Annotated in this window: 20 protein-coding genes and 1 tRNA gene; 3 read left to right on the top strand and 18 right to left on the bottom strand. The window is 67.0% G+C overall.

Features of this window, described 5'->3' with window-relative positions; genetic code table 11:
- Positions 1-101: 101 nt before the first annotated feature.
- Positions 102-983, top strand: a complete 882-nt coding sequence (locus tag ACEQZY_RS13170) for a sulfurtransferase (protein WP_370155061.1) — start codon at positions 102-104, stop codon at positions 981-983.
- A 55-nt stretch (positions 984-1,038) separates the two neighbouring features.
- Here ACEQZY_RS13170 and ACEQZY_RS13165 read toward each other — a convergent pair.
- A tRNA-His gene (locus ACEQZY_RS13165) sits at positions 1,039-1,115 on the bottom strand.
- A gap of 149 nt (positions 1,116-1,264) precedes the next feature.
- On the opposite strand from ACEQZY_RS13165, the gene ACEQZY_RS13160 reads away from it, so the two are divergent.
- A complete protein-coding gene (locus ACEQZY_RS13160; RefSeq protein WP_341703248.1) occupies positions 1,265-1,765 on the top strand; it encodes a hypothetical protein in 501 nt (166 codons plus the stop codon).
- A 4-nt stretch (positions 1,766-1,769) separates the two neighbouring features.
- On the opposite strand, the gene ACEQZY_RS13155 is transcribed toward ACEQZY_RS13160, so the two are convergent.
- The 12 genes from ACEQZY_RS13155 to ACEQZY_RS13100 form a co-directional block, all read right to left on the bottom strand.
- The gene (locus tag ACEQZY_RS13155; protein ID WP_341703249.1) at positions 1,770-2,567 is read right to left on the bottom strand and encodes a hypothetical protein; all 798 of its coding nucleotides are present in this window, start codon (positions 2,565-2,567) and stop codon (positions 1,770-1,772) included.
- A 13-nt stretch (positions 2,568-2,580) separates the two neighbouring features.
- Entirely contained in the window at positions 2,581-4,299 is a 1,719-nt protein-coding gene (locus ACEQZY_RS13150) for a hydantoinase B/oxoprolinase family protein (protein WP_341703250.1), read from the bottom strand.
- Positions 4,300-4,304: 5 nt separating this feature from the next.
- The gene (locus ACEQZY_RS13145) at positions 4,305-6,347 is read right to left on the bottom strand and encodes a hydantoinase/oxoprolinase family protein (protein WP_370155058.1); all 2,043 of its coding nucleotides are present in this window, start codon (positions 6,345-6,347) and stop codon (positions 4,305-4,307) included.
- Positions 6,348-6,357: 10 nt separating this feature from the next.
- A complete protein-coding gene (locus tag ACEQZY_RS13140) occupies positions 6,358-7,074 on the bottom strand; it encodes an ABC transporter ATP-binding protein (protein ID WP_370155055.1) in 717 nt (238 codons plus the stop codon).
- 1 nt (position 7,075) lies between these two features.
- The gene (locus tag ACEQZY_RS13135; protein ID WP_370155053.1) at positions 7,076-7,837 is read right to left on the bottom strand and encodes an ABC transporter ATP-binding protein; all 762 of its coding nucleotides are present in this window, start codon (positions 7,835-7,837) and stop codon (positions 7,076-7,078) included.
- Positions 7,834-9,729 carry an ABC transporter permease gene (locus ACEQZY_RS13130; protein WP_370155051.1) on the bottom strand — a complete coding sequence of 632 codons (1,896 nt, stop codon included), beginning with the start codon at positions 9,727-9,729 and terminating at the stop codon, positions 7,834-7,836. Before ACEQZY_RS13130 ends, ACEQZY_RS13135 begins: the two co-directional genes overlap by 4 nt.
- Before the next feature lie 86 nt (positions 9,730-9,815).
- Positions 9,816-11,027 carry an ABC transporter substrate-binding protein gene (locus ACEQZY_RS13125; protein ID WP_341703255.1) on the bottom strand — a complete coding sequence of 404 codons (1,212 nt, stop codon included), beginning with the start codon at positions 11,025-11,027 and terminating at the stop codon, positions 9,816-9,818.
- A 56-nt stretch (positions 11,028-11,083) separates the two neighbouring features.
- Positions 11,084-11,668: an amino acid synthesis family protein gene (locus ACEQZY_RS13120; RefSeq protein ID WP_341703256.1), complete on the bottom strand. Its 585-nt coding sequence runs from the start codon at positions 11,666-11,668 to the stop codon at positions 11,084-11,086.
- A 3-nt stretch (positions 11,669-11,671) separates the two neighbouring features.
- Positions 11,672-12,550, bottom strand: coding sequence for a UPF0280 family protein (locus ACEQZY_RS13115; RefSeq protein WP_370155049.1), 879 nt, complete (start codon positions 12,548-12,550; stop codon positions 11,672-11,674).
- Positions 12,547-14,058: a 6-hydroxynicotinate reductase gene (locus tag ACEQZY_RS13110; RefSeq protein WP_341703258.1), complete on the bottom strand. Its 1,512-nt coding sequence runs from the start codon at positions 14,056-14,058 to the stop codon at positions 12,547-12,549. Before ACEQZY_RS13110 ends, ACEQZY_RS13115 begins: the two co-directional genes overlap by 4 nt.
- Positions 14,059-14,071: 13 nt before the next feature.
- Positions 14,072-16,798, bottom strand: coding sequence for a molybdopterin-dependent oxidoreductase (locus ACEQZY_RS13105; protein WP_370155046.1), 2,727 nt, complete (start codon positions 16,796-16,798; stop codon positions 14,072-14,074).
- Between the two features lie 4 nt (positions 16,799-16,802).
- A complete protein-coding gene (locus ACEQZY_RS13100; RefSeq protein ID WP_370155044.1) occupies positions 16,803-17,687 on the bottom strand; it encodes a xanthine dehydrogenase family protein subunit M in 885 nt (294 codons plus the stop codon).
- Positions 17,688-17,958: 271 nt separating this feature from the next.
- Here ACEQZY_RS13100 and ACEQZY_RS13095 point away from each other — a divergent pair, with 271 nt between their 5' ends.
- Positions 17,959-18,468: a hypothetical protein gene (locus ACEQZY_RS13095; protein WP_370155042.1), complete on the top strand. Its 510-nt coding sequence runs from the start codon at positions 17,959-17,961 to the stop codon at positions 18,466-18,468.
- A gap of 284 nt (positions 18,469-18,752) precedes the next feature.
- Here ACEQZY_RS13095 and ACEQZY_RS13090 read toward each other — a convergent pair whose 3' ends face one another.
- From ACEQZY_RS13090 to ACEQZY_RS13070, 5 genes are all read right to left on the bottom strand, one after another.
- Positions 18,753-19,010 carry a pilus assembly protein HicB gene (locus ACEQZY_RS13090; RefSeq protein WP_341703263.1) on the bottom strand — a complete coding sequence of 86 codons (258 nt, stop codon included), beginning with the start codon at positions 19,008-19,010 and terminating at the stop codon, positions 18,753-18,755.
- Positions 19,007-19,432 carry a putative toxin-antitoxin system toxin component, PIN family gene (locus tag ACEQZY_RS13085; protein WP_370155039.1) on the bottom strand — a complete coding sequence of 142 codons (426 nt, stop codon included), beginning with the start codon at positions 19,430-19,432 and terminating at the stop codon, positions 19,007-19,009. Before ACEQZY_RS13085 ends, ACEQZY_RS13090 begins: the two co-directional genes overlap by 4 nt.
- A 382-nt stretch (positions 19,433-19,814) precedes the next feature.
- Positions 19,815-20,315 (bottom strand): MarR family winged helix-turn-helix transcriptional regulator, encoded by a 501-nt coding sequence (locus tag ACEQZY_RS13080; protein WP_341703265.1) that lies wholly within the window; start codon positions 20,313-20,315, stop codon positions 19,815-19,817.
- A 153-nt stretch (positions 20,316-20,468) separates the two neighbouring features.
- A complete protein-coding gene (locus ACEQZY_RS13075; protein ID WP_341703266.1) occupies positions 20,469-21,029 on the bottom strand; it encodes a histidine phosphatase family protein in 561 nt (186 codons plus the stop codon).
- 12 nt (positions 21,030-21,041) lie between these two features.
- Positions 21,042-21,866 (bottom strand): MBL fold metallo-hydrolase, encoded by an 825-nt coding sequence (locus ACEQZY_RS13070; RefSeq protein WP_341703267.1) that lies wholly within the window; start codon positions 21,864-21,866, stop codon positions 21,042-21,044.
- Positions 21,867-21,879 lie beyond the last annotated feature (13 nt).

Below are 21,879 nucleotides of genomic sequence, written 5' to 3'. Positions count from 1 at the left end.
TGCCGGGGCCTTGGAATCATTGGTCAATCCGGCTGGCACGCTCCTTGTATAAGATAGACTGTTCTGTCTATTTGATCCCATCCCAGATACAGGAGCGAGCCATGAGCGGAAGTGTGCTGATTTCCCCGGAGGAGCTCTCCGCCGAGATGAGCGCGGGCGGTGCGGTGCTGATCGACACCCGGGCACCCGATGCCTATGCCGCCGGCCATCTGCCCGGCGCGGTGAATATCCATGACATCTTCACCTATCTTGCCACCTCCACCCCCGAGGGCGTGGCGGCCATGCGCGAGAAATTCGCCGCCGTCTTCGGTGCGGCCGGCCTGTCGGGTGCGGAAACCGCCGTGGTGTACGAGCAGTCGATGAATACCGGTTTCGGCCAGTCCTGCCGCGGCTATGTGCTGCTCAGCTATCTCGGCTATCCGAAGGTGAAAATCCTGCATGGCGGCTTCGCCGCCTGGGCCGCGGCCGAACTGCCGGTCACCACCGACCCGGCAGCGCCGCAGCCGAAAGCCTTCCCGCTCTCGGCATCCGGCGCCGGCATCCTGCTCGACCTCGAAGGCATGAAGGCCGCCGTCGCCGACACCAGGATCGCCATTCTCGACACCCGCGATGTCGACGAATGGATCGGCGACAGCTCGTCGCCCTACGGCAAGGATTTCTGCCCGCGCAAGGGCCGCATCCCGCGCGCCGTGTGGATCGAATGGTACCGGATGATGAAGCCCGGCGCCGCCGGCCCGATGTTCAAGAGCCGGGGCGAGATCCTCGCCGAATGCGCCACGGTCGGCATCACGGCGAAGACACCGGTGGTGCTGTACTGCTTCAAGGGCGCGCGGGCGTCGAATACCCTGGTCGCCCTGAAGGAGGCCGGCATCGACAATGTCCGGCTGTATTTCGGCTCGTGGAACGAATGGTCGCGCGACCCGGCTCTGCCGATCGAGACCGGCTTCCCCGGCCCCGCCGGGCTGGCGGCAGCGGCCGAATAAGCCCGGAACGGAAACGGCCGGTCATGGCTAAACCATTGACCGGCCGTTGAAATTTTGGGGCGAGGAACGGGACTTGAACCCGCGACCCCCAGAGCCACAATCTGGTGCTCTAACCAACTGAGCTACCCCCGCCACAGGCAGCGTTTCTTTAACGGTCCGGCCTGTCACGGTCAAGCTTTCCCTGCCAAAAGCCGGTCGCGGCGGCATTTTTCCCCGCCCCAACAGTTTTGCCGCTTTTTCAGCACCTTGCCGGCGGTTTCCCACTCGTTTAAACAGCAATTATGTCTGCCTTCTGGCTCATCCTCGCCGCCCTGCTGATCGGTATCCCCGGTGCCGCCTTCATCGTGCTGCAGCTTGTCTCGCAGCATAAGCGGCAGGTCATGGCCTATGAATGGAGCGCGCAGGAGGTGGTCCGTCGCGGCCAGCGGCTGGACGAGATGGAAAAGCTGAGCCGCGGCGCCCAGCAGAAAATCGCCGAACTGACCAAGCAGAAATTCGAACTGGAAGCCCAGGTCGCCAAGCTGGAGAAAATGGCCAGCGAGGTGGTCGCCAAGGAAACGAATTCGAAGACCTTCAGCGTCGGCATCTACAACCAGGAAGTCCGGCGCGCCCATATGATGGGCGAGAAGCACCGCCAGCTCGACGACAAATGGGGCGAGATCAACTATGTCGAGCTGCAGGCCACGTCCGACGACGAGGTGCGCCGGGTGATGATGCGGAAATTCCCGCCCGAGCGCGGTTTCGTCATCGAATCCGTGCAGGAAGTGAAAGACAAGACCTGACCGTTCAGGCCGGCGCCGCCGTCACATGCGCGGCCGCCACCTGCAGTTCCAGCGCCAGTTCCGGATCAATCTCGCCGCGCGGTGCCAGCGGCCAGGTCCATTCGGCGATGGCTGTCGGCAGCGTCACCCCCAGCAGCGCGCTTTCCTTCAGCACCGCCTCGCCGGCACGGTTGCGCCACAGCCGCGTGCGGTCGGCGACCAGCCCGGCCTGGCAGCCGAGCACGGCCAGGCCGTCGAGATGCGCCTGCAGCATGGCGCGGCCGAAACCCTCCGCCTCGATGCGGGGCACGCCCTGCTTCTGCAGCCAGGCCATCGGCTGCAGCGGCAGCTGTGACAGCAGGTTGACCGACAGCACGCAATCCGGCGGCACCGGATCGAGGTCGCGCAGGGCCTCCGCCGAGGCGATCGGCAGCGGCAGGCCCGGCCGCCACTCATTCAGCGCCGCCGCCATCCCGGTGACATCGGCCGCCCGCAATTCCACATTGGGCCAGCGCCGCGCCAGCCGCCGGGCACCGGGCAGCAGCGCGATATCGAAAACCAGGATGCGCTGGTACAGCGCGCCGAGCTCGGCCAGCGGCAGGTCGGCCAGGGTGCCGCCACCCAGCAGCCACAGCGTGCCGCGGCGGCGGCAGGATTCGGCCACGCTCTGCACGAAGGCGCGCGTGCGCATTTCGTGATCGCCCCAGACTTTTGCGCAGCGCCGCCGGCGCGACCACAGGCTGACGGCGGCTTTCGCATAGCCGAGCCGGCGGGCCTCGGGCGCGGCGGCAACGCCGGCCCAGACCACCAGCTCGGCCAGCATGGCAGCGCCGCCCCTACTCGGCGGCGCTTTTCACGACCGGCGGCTGGATGCCGAACCGGCTGCGGATCTGCTCGGGCGTGTAATAGCCGCGCTCGATATCCCGGGCCACCAGCGCCGGATCGCGCCGTTTCGGATCGCCGAAACCACCGCCGCCGGGTGTCGAGACGCGCACGCGGTCGCCGGCCCTGATCTCGATATCCTGGTCCTTGGACAGATGCGGCGGAATATACGAGCCCTGCGCGGTCTCGATCGACACGGTGTTGATGCCGCCGTCTTCCCCGCCCAGCGCGCCCTGCGGCCCGGTGCGGCCATGGTCCATCACCATCGAGGCGCGCGCCTCGCCCCGGCGCAGGCGGATCGTGTAGTTGACGCCGAAGCCGCCGCGATGCTCACCGGCACCGCCCGAGCCTTCATGCAGCGAGTATTCCTCGAACAGCACGGGATAATACTGTTCCATCACCTCGATCGGCGTCGTCTTGGAAATGCCGATGGTGCTGCAGCCGTTGGTGAGGCCGTCGCCGCCATGCCAGCCGCCATAGCCGCCGCCCGAGATCACATACATCACGTAGGACCGGTCGCGCTTGGGATCGTAGCCGCCAAGCGCGAGGTTGCCGGAGGTGCCGGCCGGCGCGGCGAACAGCCGGTCCGGCATCGCCGGCACCAGTGCGTTGAACACGGCCTCGGCAATGCGCTGGCTGACTTCCGCCGCACAGCCCGAGACCGGCCGCGGATATTTCGCATAGAGGAACGTGTCATGCGGATCGGTGATCTTCAGCGGTTCGAAGGTGCCGGCATTGATCGGCACATCCGGAAAGATATGTTTCACCGCGAGGTAGATCGACGAATAGGTGGTGGCGATCACGCTGTTCATCGGGCCACGGCAGGGCGGGCTGGAGCCCGTCATGTCGAAATGCAGTTCCTCGCCCGCCTTCGTCACCTTCATGCGGATCAGCAGCGGCGCATCCACCACCCCGTCGGAATCGACCACCGCCGAACCCTCGTAGACGCCGTCCGGGATGGTGGCGATGCGGGCGCGCATCTGCTGGCTGGCACGCTGCTTCAGTTCCTCGATGGCCTGTTCGACCACATCGGCGCCGTAGCGGTCGAGCAGAGCGGTCAGGCGCTTCTCGCCGATGGCCAGCGCCGCCGCCTGCGCCTTGATGTCGCCGATACGCTGGTCGGCGATGCGGATGTTGCTGAGGATGATCGACAGGATTTCCTCGTCCAGCACGCCTTCCTTGTACAGCTTCACCGGCGGCAGCCGCAGGCCTTCCTGCTCCACCTCGGTGGCATTGGCCGAGAAACCACCCGGCACCATGCCGCCGATATCCGGCCAGTGGCCGGTATTGGCCAGCCACGAGAACAGCTTGCCCTTGTAGAAGAACGGCTTGACGAAGCGCACATCCATCAGGTGGGTGCCGCCGAGATAGGGATCATTGACGATGTAGACATCGCCGGGCCTGGGCGCCAGCAGCGGCGTCTTCCGCGCGCGTTCGATCACCGCCTGGGTCGAGAACTGCATGGTCCCGACGAAGACCGGCAGGCCCAGCTCGCCCTGGGCGATCAGCTCGCCTGTCTCGCCGTGATAAATACCGTCGGACCGGTCCAGCGCCTCGGAAATCACCGGCGAGAAGGCCGCCCGGCAGAAGGCAAGGTCCATTTCATTGCAGACCTGCTGCAGGCCGTTCTGGATCACGACCAGAGTGACGGGGTCGATGGGTTGCTTGGCCATGGTCCCTACTCCGCAGCAATGGCAACGATCAGGTTGCCGAGTTTGTCCACGCTGACCTGATTGCCCGGCTCGATCACGATGGTGGTGTCGAGCTGTTCGAGAATCGCCGGTCCGGCAAAGCTGGCGCCGCGTGGCAGCCGCTCGCGGTCATAGACCGGGGTATCCTGCCAGCCGCCGGCATCGTACCACACTTTCCGGCTGCCCTTCCTTGCCCCGGCCACGTCCTTTGCCGGCTCGGCCGCCAGCAGGCGGTCGAGCGACAGGTCGGGCCGGCGGCCGATCACGGCGGTGTGCAGGTTGACCAGCACCGCGCGGATTTCCGGCAGTTCGACCTCGAACCGCTGCCAGTAGGCCGCCTCGAAAGCCTTCTGCAATGCATCGCGGCCGATATCCGGGTCCGGCACCGCGACGGTCAGCAGATGGCTCTGGCCCTGGAACTGCATGTCGGCGGTATGCAGCACCTGGATCTCGTCGACCGCCACGCCGTCGCGCTCCAGCGTCGCCCGGCCTTCCGCAACCTGCCCGGCCAGCACTTCGGCCACCAGTCCGTCCGGCAGGTCGGAAAGCGGCCGGTTCACGGTGCGCACATAGTCATGGCGCAGATCCGCCACCACGCAGCCCAGCGCATTGGTGATGCCCGGCCGCGCCGGGATCAGCAGCTTGGGAATGCCAAGCTCGCGGGCAAGCGCCGCGGCATGCAGCGGCCCGGCCCCGCCGAAGGCGAACAGGGCGAAGTCGCGCGGATCGTGGCCGCGGCTGAGGCTGACCATGCGGACGGCACCGGCCATCTTGTCATTGGCGATGCGCAGGATCGCGGCGGCGGCGGCATCGGTATCGAGGCCGAGCGGCCGGCCGACCTCGCGGTCGACGGCATCCTTCACATCCTGCAGCGACACCTTGCTGTCGACCGACAGCAGGCCATCGGGATCGAGCCGACCGAGCACCAGATTGGCATCGGTGATGGTCGGCCGGGTGCCGCCGCGGCCATAGCAGATCGGGCCCGGCCGGGCACCGGCGCTTTCCGGCCCCACCTGCAGCATGCCGGCCTCGTTGATATGGGCGATCGAGCCGCCGCCGGCGCCGATGGTATGCACATCCACCATCGGCACGTGGATCGGCATGGCGTATTCGATCTCGAGTTCCGACGAAACCTGCGGCACGCCATCCTGGATCAGGCCGACATCCGAAGACGTGCCGCCCATATCGTAGGTGATCACGTTGGGCAGGCCGGCGGCACGGGCAGTATAGGCTGCCGCCATCACGCCCGAAGCCGGCCCGGACATCACGGTGTTGACAGCCGCCTCCGAGACGATACCGGCGGCAATCGTGCCACCGTTGCCCTGCATGACCAGCAGGTCACGCCCGAAGCCCTTGCCCTTCAGTTCGCCGTTCAGCCGCTCGATATAGCGGTGCAGCACCGGCTGCACGGCGGCATTGACGCTGGCCGTGGTGCCGCGTTCGTATTCGCGGTATTCCGACAGCAGCTGGTGGCCGGCGGTGATGTAGTGATTCGGCCAGACCGCGGCCGCGATTTCCAGCGCACGCTTTTCATGGGCCGGGTTGATGTAGCTGTGCAGGAAATGGATCACCAGCGCCTCGCAGCCGGCAGCCTTCAGCTGCTCGGCGGCCCTGCGCACGGCATCCTCGTCCAGCGGCACCACCACGCCGCCATCGGCATCCATGCGTTCGGGCACTTCCAGCCGCCACTGCCGCGGCACCAGCGGCTCGAAACCGCCGGTCAGGCCGTAGGGCTGCGGCCGGGTGCGGCGGCCGAGTTCCAGGCTGTCGCGGAAACCCTTGGTGGTGATCAGGCCGACCCGCGCCACCTTGCGCTCCAGCAGCGCGTTGGTGGTGGTGGTGGTGCCATGCACGATGGTATCGGTCTGCGGCAGGGCAATGCCGCCCTTTTCCAGCGCGCCCAGCACGCCGAAAGCCTGGTTGTCCAGCGTGGTGGGAACCTTGGCCAGCGCCACCCTGCCGCTGGCAGGCTCGATGCCGATCAGGTCGGTGAAGGTGCCGCCCACATCGATTCCGACAATCCAGCCCATTATCCGGTCCTCATACCGAAAGATACTGTTCGCGCACGGCCGCATCGGCCGACAGCTCCGCCATCGTTCCCTGATAGCGGATACGCCCCTTCTCGATGATGTAGGCGCGGTCGGCCACCATCTGCGAGAAATGGAGATTCTGTTCCGACAGCAGCACGGTCAGGCCTTCCGCCTTCAGCTGCAGGATGGTTTTTGCCATCTGCTCGACGATCACCGGGGCCAGGCCTTCCGATGGCTCGTCCAGCAGGATCAGCTGCGGATTGCCCATCAGCGTGCGGGCGATAGTCAGCATCTGCTGCTCGCCGCCCGACATCCGCCCGCCGGGGCGATCCTTCATGCGGCCGAGATTGGGAAACAGCTCGAACAGGCGGTCCGGCGTCCAGGTCGGCGCACCGTCGCGCACCGGCTGGCGGCCGACTTCCAGATTTTCCATCACGGTCAGTTCCGTGAAGACGCGGCGGTCTTCCGGCACATAGCCCAGCCCCATGCGGGCAATGCGATACGGCGACAGCCGGTCGATGCGCTTGCCCGCAAAGGCGACCTGGCCGCTGGCGGCGCCGACCAGGCCGATCACCGATTTCATGGTGGTCGACTTGCCGGCACCGTTGCGGCCCAGCAGCACCACCACCTCGCCGCGGCCTGCCTGCAGGGCAAGATCGGCGAGGATATGGGCGCGCCCGTAATAGGTGTTCAGGCCGTCGACCTGCAGCAGGATTTCGCCAGCCATGTCAGTGAGCCTCCGCGAAAACGGCGCCCGAGCCGAGATAGACCGCCTGCACTTCCGCATTGCCGCGCACCTCGTCGGGCGATCCCTCCGCGATCAGGCGACCGCGGTTCAGCACGATGATGCGGTCGGCCTGGGCGAAAACCACGTCCATGTCATGCTCGGTGAACAGCACGGCAATGTCGTCCTGCCGGGCCAGCTTCGCCGTCAGGTCCATCAGCGAGATGCGCTCGCTGGGCGCCATGCCGGCGGTCGGCTCGTCCATCAGCAGCAGCTTCGGGCTGTTGGCCAGGGCCACCGCCAGTTCCACCCGCTTCAGGTCGCCATAGGCCAGGATGCCGCAGGGCCGTTCGCTCTGGGCCGCCATGCCCACCCGCTCCAGCAGCGCCATCGCCTCGTCGCGATACAGGCCGTTGGCCTGCTGCCACAGCGACAGCAGGCGGTTGTGGTGCGACAGCAGCGCCATCTGCACATTCTCGCGCACGGTCATCGAATTGAAGGTTGCGGTGATCTGGAAGGTGCGCCCCACGCCCAGCCGCCAGATCTGGCGCGGCGCCATACCGATCAGGCTGCGCCCCAGCAGGGTGACATGGCCGGCATCGGGCTTCAGCTGGCCGTTCAGCATGTTGAAGCAGGTGCTTTTGCCGGCGCCGTTGGGGCCGATCAGCGCCAGCAGCTCGCCCGCCGCCACCTGGAAATGGACATCCTGCACCGCCTGCACGCCGCCGAAGGATTTGTGCAGGCCCTGGACCGAGAGCACCGTCATGACAGTGCCTCCTTCCGCCAGCCAAGCCTGGTGGCGATATCCTTGGCAAAGCCGGCAACGCCCTGCGGGAAAGCCAGCACGATGACCAGGATGGCCAGCCCGAGAATCGCCCGCCAGTATTCGGTGTTGCGCGCTATGGTGTCCTGCAGCCAGGTGAAGATCGCCGCGCCGGCCACCGGGCCGGTCAGGGTCTGCACGCCGCCCAGCAGCACCATGACGAGGCCGTCCACCGAGCGCGACACCGCCATCTGCTCGGGCGAGATGCTGCCCTTCGAGAAGGCGAACAGGCCGCCAGCCAGGCCCGCGAAAATCCCGGCGATGACGAAGCCGTACCACTGGATGCGCCTGGTATCGATGCCGATGGCATCGGCACGCAGGACGGAATCGCGCGCCGCCCGCAGCGCATAGCCAAAGGGCGCATGCACGATCCGCCACAGCAGCACCACGCCGCCGATGCACAGGACCAGCGTGAAGAAGTAGAAGGCGGTGCGGTCCTTCAGCCATTCGCTGGGCCACAGGCCGACCAGGCCGTTCGATCCGCCGGTGAAATCGTCCCACTGGAACGTTACCGACCAGGCGATCTGGGCGAAGGCCAGCGTCAGCATCGCGAGATACACGCCCGACAGCCGCACGCAGAACCAGCCGAAGACCAGCGCGCCAAAACCGCCGGCCAGCGGCGCCGCCAGCAGGGCCGCCTCCATCGGCAGGTTCAGCTTCAGCATGGCCAGCGCCGCGCCGTAACAGCCGAGTCCGAAATAGGCGGCATGGCCGAAGGAGACCATGCCCGCCGGCCCCATCAGGAAATGCAGGGTGGCGGCGAACAGGGCGAAGACGGCCACATCGATCAGCAGCACCAGGCGGTAGTCGTCGCCGCCGAGCGGCATCAGCCCCAGCAGGATGACGATGCCGAGCGTGATGCCCCAGAAGGTCCGGCCCAGCGGATACAGGGCCGGTTCGACCATCGACGCGCCACGCTGCGGCGCCTGCGCCTTGCCCATCAGGCCCCAGGGCCGCACCACCAGGACGATGGCCATGATCACGAACTCGACCACCAGGGTGAACTTGGTGAAGGACAGGGTGACGCCCAGGAAGGAAACATCGCCCAGTGCGATACAGAGCGCCTTGGCCTGGGCGATCAGCAGCGCGGCGAGGAAGGCACCGCCGATCGAGCCCATGCCGCCGACCACGACGATGACGAAGGCATCGGAGATCACGGTGATGTCGAGCATCAGCTGGGCCGGCTCGCGCGGGATCTGGATGGCGCCGCCCAGGCCGGCGAGGAAGGCGCCGAGGAAGAAGACTCCGGTGAACAGCGCGCTCTGGTTGACGCCGAGCGCGCCGACCATCTCGCGGTCCTGGGTGGCGGCGCGGACCAGCGTGCCCCAGCGGGTGCGGTTCATCAGCAGCCACAGCAGGCCCAGCACCGCCGGGCCGATCACGATCAGCAGCAGGTCGTATTCGGGGAAACGCTTGCCCATGATCTCGACGGCACCGCGCAGGCCGGGGGCGCGCGGCCCCAGCAGGTCCTCGGCACCCCAGATCCACAGGGCGGCATCCTTGATCACCAGCACGAGGGCGAAGGTGGCCAGCAGCTGGAACAGTTCCGGCGCCCGGTAGATGCGGCGCAGCACCAGCACCTCGATCGCCACGCCGATCAGGCCGACGATCACCGCGCTGAGCAGCACCCCGGTCCAGAAGCCGAGGATCGAGCCGCGCCCGAACACCTCCATCAGGCTGTAGGCGACGTAGATGCCCAGCATGTAGAGCGAGCCATGGGCGAAATTGACGATCCGGCTGACGCCGAAAATGATCGACAGGCCCGCCGCGACCAGGAACAGCGACGACGTGCCGGCCAGGCCGTTGAGAAACTGGATGACGATATTGGCGAGCACCGGCTGCCCCAGGAAAGAGAAGTCAGGAAGAAAGGCACCCTCCCGCCCGCCGGGCGGGAGGGGCCGTCACGAAAGCGATGCGCGACTTACTCAGCCGGCCGCATCTTGGCCACATCCGCATCCGACGGCAGATACTTCTCGCCGGGCGCGTAATGCCAGTTCTTCATGGTGCCCTTGCCGTCCTTCACGGTGATCTGGCCGACATAGGCACCCATGGTCGACTGGTGGTCCTGCGGGCGGTAGGTGACGTTGCCCAGCGGAGTGCTGTGGGTCAGGCCGCTCATCGCCGCCACCAGCTTCTCGGTATCCAGCGTGCCCGCCTTCTTGATCACGGCGGCGGCGCTCTGCACCATCGCATAGCCGACGATGGAACCGAGGCGCGGATAGTCGCCGAACTTCTTCATGTAGGCCTCGCGGAACGCCTTGTGCTCGGGCGTGTTGATCTGCTCCCACGGATAACCGGTGACATACCAGCCTTCCGGCGCCTCGTCCTTCAGCGGGTCGAGATACTCCGGTTCGCCGGCCAGCAGGTTGAACACCTCGACGCCCTTGAACAGGCCGCGGGTGCTGCCCTCGCGCACGAACTTGGCGAGGTCGCCGCCGAACAGCGACGAGAAGATCGCATCCGGCTTGGCGGCGGCAATGGCATCGACCACCGCGCCGGCCTCGATCTTGCCCAGCGGCGGCGCCTGCTCGATGACGAATTCGACGTCCGGCTGCTGCTCCTTCATCAGCTTCTTGAAGGCTGCGGTGGCCGACTGGCCGTATTCATAGTTCGGATAGACGATCGCCCACTTCTTCTTCTTCAGCTTGACCGCATCCGGCACCAGCATGGCCGTCTGCATGTAGGTCGATGCGCGCAGGCGGAAGGTGTACTTGTTGCCCTGGTCCCAGACGATCTTGTCGGTCAGCGGCTCGGCGGCGATGAACAGGGTCTTCTTTTCCTTGGCGAAGCTCGCCACCGCCAGGCCGACATGCGACGGGAAGGTGCCGATCAGGAAGGAAACCTTCTCGCGCGAGACCAGTTCCTCGGCCACGCGCACGGCGTCGCCCGGATTGCCGTTGTCGTCGCGGCTGACGATCTCCAGCTTCTTGCCCAGCAGGCCGCCCGAGGCATTGACCTGCTCGACCGCCAGCTCCCAGCCCTTCTTGTAGGGCTCGAGGAAGGCGGCGAAATTCTTGTAGGAATTCAGCTCGCCGATCTTGATGGTATCCTGCGCCTGGGCGCCCCCCGCCATCATGCCGGCAACCGCGACGCCGAATGCTGCACTCCACTTCAACCAGGTCCTGCGATCCATAATCAGCCTCCTTGGTGTTTGTCTGTGGATCCCCCGAAACGCGGGTACGCTTACCCCTATCGCAGCCCGTCCTCACCCTTGATCTGGTGGGTCTGCAGGCCGCCGACGCGCGCATGCACGCGCCCGCCGGTGCTCATCGCGAGGATGAACGCGATCTCGTTGTCGCGCGGCCCGTCGGGCGCGCAGAATTCGATGGCATCGAAATGGCTGCGGACATAGGCCGCGTTGATGTGATGCAGCGGGATGTCGATGCGGGCACCCACGCCGGCCAGCTTGGTGGCCGAAGGCACGATCGCCTTGGCCTCGCCCAGCACCTCGCGCATGGAATAACCGCCCGGCACATGCCACAACGCGCCATGCTCCAGTTCGCCGGCGGCGCCGACGATGGCGCCCTTGCCATAGGCCTCGACGGCTTTCGCATCGCCGCCCAGCGCCGCCACCAGCCGCTGCGTCAGCTCCATGCCCAGCGGCTTCAGCGCCTCCATCATCGGCGTGATGTCGGCCTCGTAATGGCCGGCATAGGGATTCTTCACCAGCGCGCCGATCACGCCGCGCCGCGGCGGCCTGGCGGACCGGGGACCGCCGTCATGGAAGATTTCCTCGGTGATCATCACGATCCGGCGCATGTCGACCAGACTCATCCCCTACCCCACTGCTTGCTGGCTGATGCCGGCGGGCAGGTCGCCGCCGGCGGTCTCGGTTTCACCCTGCAGCGACAGAAACGCGGCCTGAATCAGGCCGCGGCGCCGCAGATCATGGGCGCGCCGCACGCCATGCGACAAGGCCTCGCGCACCGCAAAAATCGGCAGTACACCAACGGACACCGTTACCGGAAGTGCGCCCAGGTCGCTGTCGTCGCGCACCAGTTGCGCCGGCTGCCGCTGCACCGCCGGATGCTCGACGCTGACCGCATTGGCGATCATGGTCGCCGCCGCATCGGCCAGCGCCGCGTTTTCCGCGAGAACCGTAACGGCATCGGCGATCCCCAGCGACAGCGAACGGCCGCGCCAGCCCGACGTGGCGATGCCGCGCGCGGGCTGCGCGGCATCCAGCACGGCGATGGCATCGCCATGGGGATGATCGGGATTGCAGACGATGCCAGCCCGGAAGCTCTGGCCCGGCGCCAGATGCAGGGCGATGTCGCCGCCATTGTTGACATAGGCGCGGTCGAGCGCGGCGGCTTGCGTCATCGCCTGCAGAATCTCGTCGGCGACGCTGCCCGCCACGGCGGCCATGGGCGTGATGAAGGCGTCGCGATGGGGCCAGCAGGCCGCCGCCATGCGCCGGGCGACGGGACCGCGCAGCAGCGGATGCGCCTGCCCCAGCGGCTGGCGCAGCAGCGCCAGTTCGCCGACCAGGGTGACCAGGATGTCCTGGAACCGTGCCCAGGCCGCGTCATAGGCCGCTGCCGTTGCCGCCGGCGCGCCATCGGCGCCGATGACGAGATCGATCGGGCCATGCTGCAGATGCAGCCGGCGCGCGCCGCCGGGGCTTGCCAGCCAGGCTGCCTGGGGCGCGCTCACGGCTGGCTCTCCGCATCGGGCCGCGCCACCGGCCAGGGATTGTCCGGCCGCTGGCCCTGCCGGCTGAGACGGCCGCCCTGCAGCACGTCGTCGAGCTGCACGACGAAATCCATGTGGCCGCCGAGCGCCGCGTAATCGGCGCGGCTGAGAGTGAACTCGATCGGCGCCACCAGCGCCGGGGTCGGCACATAGCCGAAGGAATTGTCCGGCATGCGCGCGACATCCACCATGTAGGTGATGCCGCCGCCCGGCCAGACATAGACCGGCGCGCCGCCCGCGGTGACGCGGGTCAGCCGGTCCTTCACCGACAGGGTCAGCCGCACCGGATTTTCGGTCACCCCGGCCCGCAGGCTGCCGCCGGCACCGGCCATGAACAGCACGGTGCACAGCGACGGCTCGCAATTCTCGGCGATGCGCTCGACCGCGGCCACCACGGCGGCCGGCATCGGTGCCGGCTGCGGCTTCAGGGCATCGTCCAGCACATACCAGGCACTGTGCTCGCCGGTGGTCGAGACCATCAGCAGCCGCAGGCCGGGCCAGGCCGTCTTCGCATCGATGCTCTCGATGATCTCGAGCGGATCGGAAATATTGGTGCCGCCCCAGCCGAGGCCGGGTTCGGCCACCTGGAAATAGCGGCCGGGTGTGGATTTGCGGCCGCGCACCCGGATGCCCGACAGCCGCATGTCGAGGAAACGGCCGGCCTGGTGTTCGGTCAGCACGCCGGTGATGTGGTCGTCGACCACGATCACCTCGTCGGCATGGTCCAGCCACTGCTTGGCGAAGATGCCGATGGTGGCCGAGCCGCAGCCGACCCGCATGCGCGCTTCCGGCACGCCGTTGACGATGGGCGGGCGGCCGGACTGGATCACCAGTTCGGCGCCGCCATCGATCTGCACGGTTACCGGCTGCTTGTTGCAGAGCGCCAGCATGGCATCGCAGGTGACGGTGCCTTCCTTCTTGCTGCCGCCGGTCAGGTGATGCACGCCGCCCAACGACAGCATCTGCGAGCCGTATTCCGCGGTGGTGACATGGCCGATCGCCTCGCCATTCACCCGCACGGCCGCCTGTTCGGGGCCGAGATGGCGGTCGGTGTCGATCTTCACCTTGACGCCGCAATAGCTGAAGATGCCTTCGGTGACGACCGTGACCATGTCGACGCCGTCATACTGCGACGAGACGATGAAGGGCGCCGGCTTGTAGTCGGGATAGGTGGTGCCGGCGCCGATGCCGGTGACGAAGGCGGCGGGCTTCACGGCTTCCGGCGGCGGCGCGGCCACCGAACCGTTCCAGCCCTCGCTGCCGGCCAGGAAGGGGATCACGCTCTCGCCCTTGGCGGCAGCGCGCTCGGTGATCACCAGCGGATCGACGCGGGTCAGCACGCCCTCGACATTGGCATAGCGGTCGCAGGCGCCGGCCCGGCCCGGCCGGATCCGGCACAGCACCGGACAGGCATCGCAGCGGACGACCGCGTCCTTCGGGTTTTCAGTGGTGGCGACGGCCTGGTTCATGGCGCCCCTCCCCTTACTCGGCCGCCTGCGGCAGGGCCTGCAGCCCGGCGAACAGGCGATGCGGCAGCACCGGCACCTCGGTGACACGCACGCCGGTGGCATGGCGGATCGCACCGAGAATCGCCGGCGCGGTCGGCACCAGACCCGGCTCGCCGACGCCTTTGGCGCCGAACGGCCCGAGCGGCTCGGCATCCTCGATCATGATCACGTCGATCTCCGGGATGTCGCCCACGGTCGGGATCAGGTAGTCATGCAGGTTCTCGGTGCGGCCGGGCAGGAATTCCTCCATCAGCGCGAGGCCGAGGCCCTGCGCGATGCCGCCATGGATCTGGCCTTCCACCTGGGTCGGGTTCACCGCGCGGCCGACATCATGGGCGGCGATGATCTTCCTCACCTTGACGGTGGCGAGTTCCGTATCGACTTCCACCAGCGCCATCTGCGCGGCGAAGCCGTAGGTGGCATAGGGCACGCCCTGGCCATTCTCGTCCAGCATGGTGGTGGGCGGATCGAAACGGCCCTCGCCCAGCAGCACGTCGCCATCGGCATTCAGCTTCGGCAGGGCGGCCAGTTCGATGCGGCGCACCGTACCGCCCTCGTTCACCGTCAGTGCGGTGCCTTCGAAAGCCAGCCGCGCGTCCTCGCCGGCATTGGCTAGCCGCAGGATCTGGCCGCGCAGGTCGCGGCCGGCCAGCTCCACCGCCTTGCCCGACACGAAGGTCTGGCGCGAGGCCGAGGTCTTGCCGGCATCCAGCGTGCGGTCGGTATCGCCCATCACATAGTCGATGCGGTCCATCGCGACGCCGAGCGCATCGGCCAGGATCTGCACGAAAATGGTGTTCGAGCCCTGCCCGATATCGACGGCGCCGTTGTAGAAGAACACCCGGCCGTCGGCACGCAGGGCGGCACGCATGGTCGACGGATTCGAGATCGAGGTGTTGCCGAGGCCATACCACATGCAGCCGATGCCGATGCCGCGGCGCAGGTTCCTGCGTCGGGCATTGAAGCTCTCGACCTCGGCGCCCAGCTTCTGCCAGTGCGGGCGCAGGGCGGCGATGCAGTCGGCAAGCCCGGCCGAATGTTCCAGCTTCTGGCCCGTCGCGGTCAGGTCGCCGGCGCGGATCGCATTCACGAACCGCATTTCCAGCCGGTCGATCCCCAGCTTCGCGGCCAGATCGTCCATCAGCGTCTCGTGGGCGATGGCGGCCTGCGGCACGCCGAAGCCGCGGAAGGCCCCCGAGGGCGGCGCATTGGTGAACCAGGCACAGGAGCGGTTCTTCACATGCGGCACGCTGTAGGGCCCGCTGGCATGCACCGGCACGCGGTTGGCCACGGTCGGGCCCCAGCTGGCATAGGCCCCGGTATCGAAATCGGCATGGGTCTCCACGGCAACCAGCCGGCCGTCCTGCGCAGCGGCGAATTTCGCCTGCACCCGCGCCGGATGGCGCTTGGTGCTCGACGCCATGCTTTCCGGGCGCGTGTAGACGCAGGCCACCGGCCGGCCCAGCAGCCAGGCGGCCAGCGCGATCAGCGGCTGCACGGAGACGTCGAGCTTGCCGCCGAAGCCGCCGCCGCAGGCGGTCGGCACGATGCGCACGCGGTCGGGCGGCAGCTGCAGGATGCCGGCCACCTCGTCGCGGTCCATATAGGGCGCCTGGGTCGAGGCATGGATCTCGATGCGGTCGCCGACGCGCTGCGCCCAGCCGGCTTCCGGCTCGATATAGGCATGCTCGACGAAGCTGGTGCGGAAGCTGCCTTCCGCCACGGCGGCGGCCTGTGCGAATCCCGCGGCGACATCGCCGCGGGTGACATTGCCGCGGATCAGCACGTTGCCGGGCTTGTTCGCCTGCACCAGCCGGGCACCGGGCGCCGAGGCGCCGGCGATGCCGGTGACGGCCTCTTCCGGCTGATATGCGATCGGCAGCTCGTCCGGCCGCACGGCTTCCACCGCCGCCCGCGGGCCGACCAGCGCCACCACGCCCTCGCCGCGATAGCGCACGATGCCGTCGGCCAGTACCGGCTGGTCCTTGTCGTCGAAGATGGCAAAGCCGTTGCGCGGCACGTCGGCCGCGGTGAGCACGCGCTCCAGCCCGTATTGCCGGATCACACCGGAGAAATCGCCCAGCGTGAAACCGGCGCGGGCATGCGGGCTGCGGATGATGCGCAGCCACAGGGCATCGGCCGGGATGTAGTCGGCGCCGTATTTCTCGGTGCCGATCACCTTGGGCAGGCCGTCCACCTTGGCGCTGCGGGCACCGACGGCGGCGCCTTCGCCCGGATGCTGCGGCAGTTTCGGATTGCGGGCGGCATCGATCACCGCCTCGACGATCTTGCGATAGCCGGTGCAGCGGCACAGCACGCCGCCGATGGCATCCATCACCTGTTCTTCGCTTGGCGCCGAGACTTCCGCCAGCAGGTCGGTCGCCGCCATCAGCATGCCCGGCGTGCAGATGCCGCATTGCGCCGCGCCATGCTTGAGGAAGGATGTCTGCAGGCGCGACAGGGTGCCATGGGCCTGCAGGCCCTCCACCGTCACCACGGGTTTGCCGGCGGCCTGCGCCACCGGGGTCAGGCAGGCGCAGACCTGCCTGCCCGCCAGCATCACCGTGCAGGCGCCGCAATCGCCGGCATTGCAGCCGACCTTGGTGCCGGTCAGCCCGAGATCGTCGCGCAGCACGTCGCTGAGCCGGCGGTTCGCCTCGCCATGATAGGTGTGCTGCTTGCCGTTCACCACCAGACGCATGGCATCAGTTCCGCTTCTGCTGCTTCGCCAGCGCCAGGATCGCGCGCCGGACCAGGGTCAGGGCCGCCGCCCGCCGGTAGGCGGCGTCGGCCCGGATATCGTCGATGGGCGCCAGCGCGTCGAGATGCGCGGCCTTCACCCGGTTGGCCAGCGCCTCGTTCAGGCGACGGCCGGTCAGCTCGGATTCGATCCAGGGCAGCCGCATCGCCGCCGCCGAGCAGGCGCCGACGGCCAGTCCGGCACCGGCAACGATGCCGTCCTCGACCTCCAGCACCAGGCCGACCATGGCGATGGAAATCACCAGGTATTCGCGGGCGCCGAGCTTGAGGAACACGCTGGCTGAAGCCTTTTTCGGCTTCGGCACCAGGATGGCGGTGACCAGTTCGCCGGGCAGCAGGGTGGTGCGGCGGTTGCCGGTGATGAAATCGGCCAGCGGCAGTTCGCGCCGGCCGGCGGCGCTGCGCAGTTCCACGCGGGCGCGCATCGCCATCAGTACCGGCGCGCCATCGGCGGCCGGCGAGGCATTGCACAGGTTGCCGGCCACCGTGCCGGCATTCTGGATCTGCACGCCGCCGACGGCCCGCGCCGCCTGTTTCAGGCCGTCGAAATGAGCCGGCAGTTCGGCGGCGGCGATGTCGCCCCAGGTGGTGGTGGCGCCGATGCGCCAGTGATCGCCGTTTTCAGCCAGGCCGCGCAGGTCGGGAATCGCGGTGATGTCGAGGATGTCATCGTCCAGCGCGCGGCCGACCCGGGCGGGATAGTAATCGGTGCCGCCGGCCAGGATCACCGGCAGGCGACCGCCTGAACTCGTGCCCGCGGCGGCATGGGCCGCCTGCAGGCTGGCCAGCGCCTCGTCGAGGCTGGTGGGACGCAAGTAACTCGACGCCATGGGTGTTTGGGGCCTCCCCGCCGGCATCCACGCGCGGCCCACCCCCTGCAGGCCGCATCGTTTGTATGCATATGATGCTGCGGTCCTGCCTCCAAAGAGTCAACGTCAAAATTTCAGCAAATGCTGCCTGCAAATGCGGCAGTGCAGCATGAGGGCGCCTGCTGGCTTTGGCTGCCCCAAGGCGTAACTTAACAACCAAGACCATGAGCCACCGGTTTTCCTGGCCATCCAGAAGGTAACGGTGCAGATGAGATCCACCGGAACAGTGCGCGTGCTGATCGACCGATCTGTGCGTGTAGATGCAATAACAACCAAGATCGGGAATCTACCTCAGCAAGTGCGTTGGGGCCCGACACTCCAAGCAGTCGCAACTGAAGTGGAGGAACCCAAAGCCGAACCGGAGGCTACAGCGACGTGGAAGCGTCAGCAGATCGCCGCTCTTCCCAAGATCGGCGATCTGATGCGAAGCGGTAGGATAGAGGCCTTCACATACTTTGGCCTTAAGCTTGAAGACTGGCTCGGAAGTCCCGGACTTATAGATGGCGCAGGCAACGCGCTGAGGGGCGTCAATATTCAGAAAGTCGAGCCTGCCTTTGATCCAACCTACCTGTTTCCGATGGCATTCGACCGCGCTTCCCTCGAAAGTGCCATCATTCAGTTTGTTGGCCTGATTGTTCGCGCGCCAGTGTCATGCTGGGACACACCAAAGATCAGAACGGCACTAGCTGAGCCCCCCCGCAAGCCAACAACGAAACTTCGAGAACCGCCACCGGCTTATTGAACTTGCGAAAGGACTGACTGACAAACAATACAAGGATGCATTCCACATATGGACAGCCGAAGTGAATCAACTCGACTACTTCCTGACTGACGACAAAACGATCACGAACTTCTTTTGTAAAACATCTAGAGCGAAACCTGAGGCTCCGCCTGTCAGCCCTTACATGCTGCTCAATATCCTTGGTGTGGAGTAGATGCGGTACTTAAGGGATGCGAAGGCGGACTCGCTGGAATCGTCCCTGGGTTCGACCATGCCGACATAGTCTTTGTATTCGAGCATCGCCGTTACCCGGCCTCGTCCAGCCGGTCAGCCTCGTCCGGCGGCAGATCCGGCGCCGCCTCCAGGAAGGCCAGCATGCCGGCCGGCTTCGCATCGCCCGCGCGCTGGCGCAGGAAGGCGGCGGCGGTTTCGACGCTGCCGACCTTCTCGGCCACCGCTGCCGCGATCCATTGGTTGAGCGACACGCCGTCCTGCCGGGCGAGACGCGCCGCCGCGCCCTTGACCGAGGCCGGCAGCTTGAGGGGATAGGTTGCCTTGCTCATGACATGCTCTCCTTCAGCATCGCGGCCGGCGGCAGGACCCGCAGTCCGAAGCGCGCGGCAGCGGCAGAGAAATGCCGCTGGTTGTGAGTCACAATACCATCCGCCCGGCCGTTCACCGCAGCCTCCAGCACCATTTCATCGGCTGCGTCCTGCAGCTGCGGCCGCCACAGGAAATGAACCTCGACCGCTTCGGCGGCGCTGGCAAAGGCCGCCAGGAACTGCTGCAGCGCCGCCTCGTCCAGCCCGTGCACGATCCTGTGCTCCGCCCGGCACAGAACCGCCTCGTATTCAAGAAACAGCGTCGTCGTGCACAGCGGCACCAGCTGCTGCCGGGCAACCCGCCGCAGCAGCATATTGCTCGCCCCATGACGACTGCGCAGACCGGCCACCAGGACCGTTGTATCCAGCACCACCCGATACATATTCTATATGATATGACATCCCATGGGATGTGCAATGTTAATCACGACCGCATTCTCCGCTCTTGACTTTACTTGTATGTTCCTATATTGTTCTGTACCTGTCAAGGATTTTCCGCTGTTTTCCATCGTGAATACGACTTCATGCCCAAAGCGGCCGGACTGCCGCGCATGGCCGGGGCGGCCGTTCAACCGGATGGCGTAATAAGACGGATCGGTCGGAAACGGTCACCGGCGGTCACGGACGGACCGGAACGGTCCGCGGCGGTCACAGACGGTCCGCAGCGGTCTCAGACGGTCACCAGCGGTCCGCAGCGGTCAGAAACGGGCACTGCCGGTGCGCAGCGGTCAAAACCGGAATGCGACGGATGGGCGGCGCGGCGCCTCAGCCCATGCGCTTGAGCAGGTCGACCACCTGCTGCTGCTCGGCCGGGCTGAGCGGATCCAGCGTGGCCTGGCTGACCTTCGGGCCGTTGGCCAGCAGGCGGGCCACCAGGTCGCGGCCGGCAGCGGTGAGGCTGAGACAGCGGCGCCGCTTGTCGTTCTTGTCCGGCCGGTGCGAGATCAGCTTGCGCCCGGTCAGGCGGCGGATCACGCCCTGGATGGTGGCCGGGTCCATGGCGGTCAGCCGGCCGAGATGGTTCTGCGACAGCTCGCCCGCCTCGTACAGCTTCACCAGCGCGGCATATTGCGTGGGGGTGACCTGGGCATCGCCGATCATCGCCATGAACAGGGCCGTGTGGCGCTGGTGGGCGCGGCGGATCAGGTGGCCGATCTGGTCTTCCAGCACATAGCCGGACGGCATCGCGGCCGGCGCGGCCTTGCCCGGCGCTGTGCTTGCGGAGTCGGGATTGGCCGGTGTCCGGATTTCTGGCTTGGCATTCATTACGGCATCCCCGGCATCACAAGCTCCGGCGTCACGAGCTTCGGCTTCACAACGTCCCCGGCACAGTCCCGGCCGCTGCATGCCGCCGGGGTTGCAGCCAGCTTACCCGTTCGGACCGCTGCCGGCCAAGCCATTCGCCGCAGCAATTGCCGCCTAGAGGACGGCGGTCACCGCTTCCGGCCCGCGGCTGACCAGGGTCAGGCTGCGGCCGTTGCTTTCCAGCACCGTGCAGGAGCAGTAATCGGGCTGGGCGATCACCAGCCGGTCGTCGCCCAGCGCGGCGCCGATGGCCGCGTTGATCACCATGAAATGGGTGAAGATCACCGAATCGTAGCGGCCGGTGCGCAGCATGCCGACCAGGCCCTCGCGCCAGGCGCGGATGATCGGCGGCTGGGTCGGATAGCGCTGGCCGGCCAGCTGCTGCAGCCAGGGGCCGCGGGCGGTGATGCCCTGCTGCGCCACGTCCGGCGGCGTGGGGATTTCGCTGAAGGCCGGGCTGACCTCCGGCTGGATGCCCCAGCGGTTGGCCAGCGGCAGCGCGCTTTCGCGGGCCCGTTCCAGCGGCGAGGTCAGGATCTGGCAGGGCCCGATCTTTTCCAGCTCCAGCGCCAGATCGACCGCCGCCGCCTTGCCCTCATCCGACAGGCCGGGATCCGGATCCTCGTCGAACCGGGCCGCCGCCTGCGCATGCCGCACGAGATACAGCCGTGCCATCCCGAACTCCCCCTAGAGCAGATTGATCCGCATATTTTCCCGGGCCACCAGGGCACCGGACCACAGCTGGCGGGCTTCCGCCTCCAGCGCCTCCATGAACAGATCCTCATGATCGGGATCATGGTGGAAAATCGCAAGGGTCCGGACCCCGGCCATGCGGCAGAGCCGCACCCCCTCCTGCCAGGTCGAATGGCCCCAGCCGACATGGGCCGGGAATTCGGCATCGGTATAGGTGCTGTCGTAGATGACGAGATCGGCCCCCTCGATCAGGCCGAGGATGTTCTGGTCCGGCCGGCCCGGCACATGCTCGGTATCGGTCACGTAGCACATGGCCTTGCCGCCGAATTCGACCCGGTAGGCGGTGGCGCCGCCGGGATGGTTCAGCGGTGCGGTGCGGATGCGGATCTGCGGGGCGAGGCTGAAACTGTCGCCGGCCCGGAAGTCGACGCTTTCGAGGTTGGCGCCCATCTTTTCCAGCGGCACCGGGAAGAAGGGCTGCGCCATCTGCGAGGCCAGAGCACTGCCGATACCGCCCTTGTCGATCAGGTGGCCGGCATGGATCAGGAAATGCCGGTCGGCCTTGAAAGCAGGCGAGAAGAACGGGAAACCGTTGATGTGGTCCCAGTGGGTGTGCGACAGCAGCAGCGAGCCACGCTTGATGTTGCGCTTCAGCAGCCAGTGGCCGAGATTGCGGATGCCGGTGCCGGCATCGAAGATGATGGTGTGGCCGCCGGCCTTCACCTCGACGCAGGAGGTGTTGCCGCCGAAGCCGATATGGCGCGACGAGGGCGTGGCAATGCTGCCCCGCACCCCCCAGAACTTCACCTTGAAGCTCATCGCCGCGCCCTCC

It is taken from the genome of Ferrovibrio sp. (assembly GCF_964218355.1).
GTDB lineage: Bacteria > Pseudomonadota > Alphaproteobacteria > Ferrovibrionales > Ferrovibrionaceae > Ferrovibrio.
Note: the sequence above shows the minus strand (reverse complement) of the source record. Positions and strands in the feature narration are given on the sequence as shown.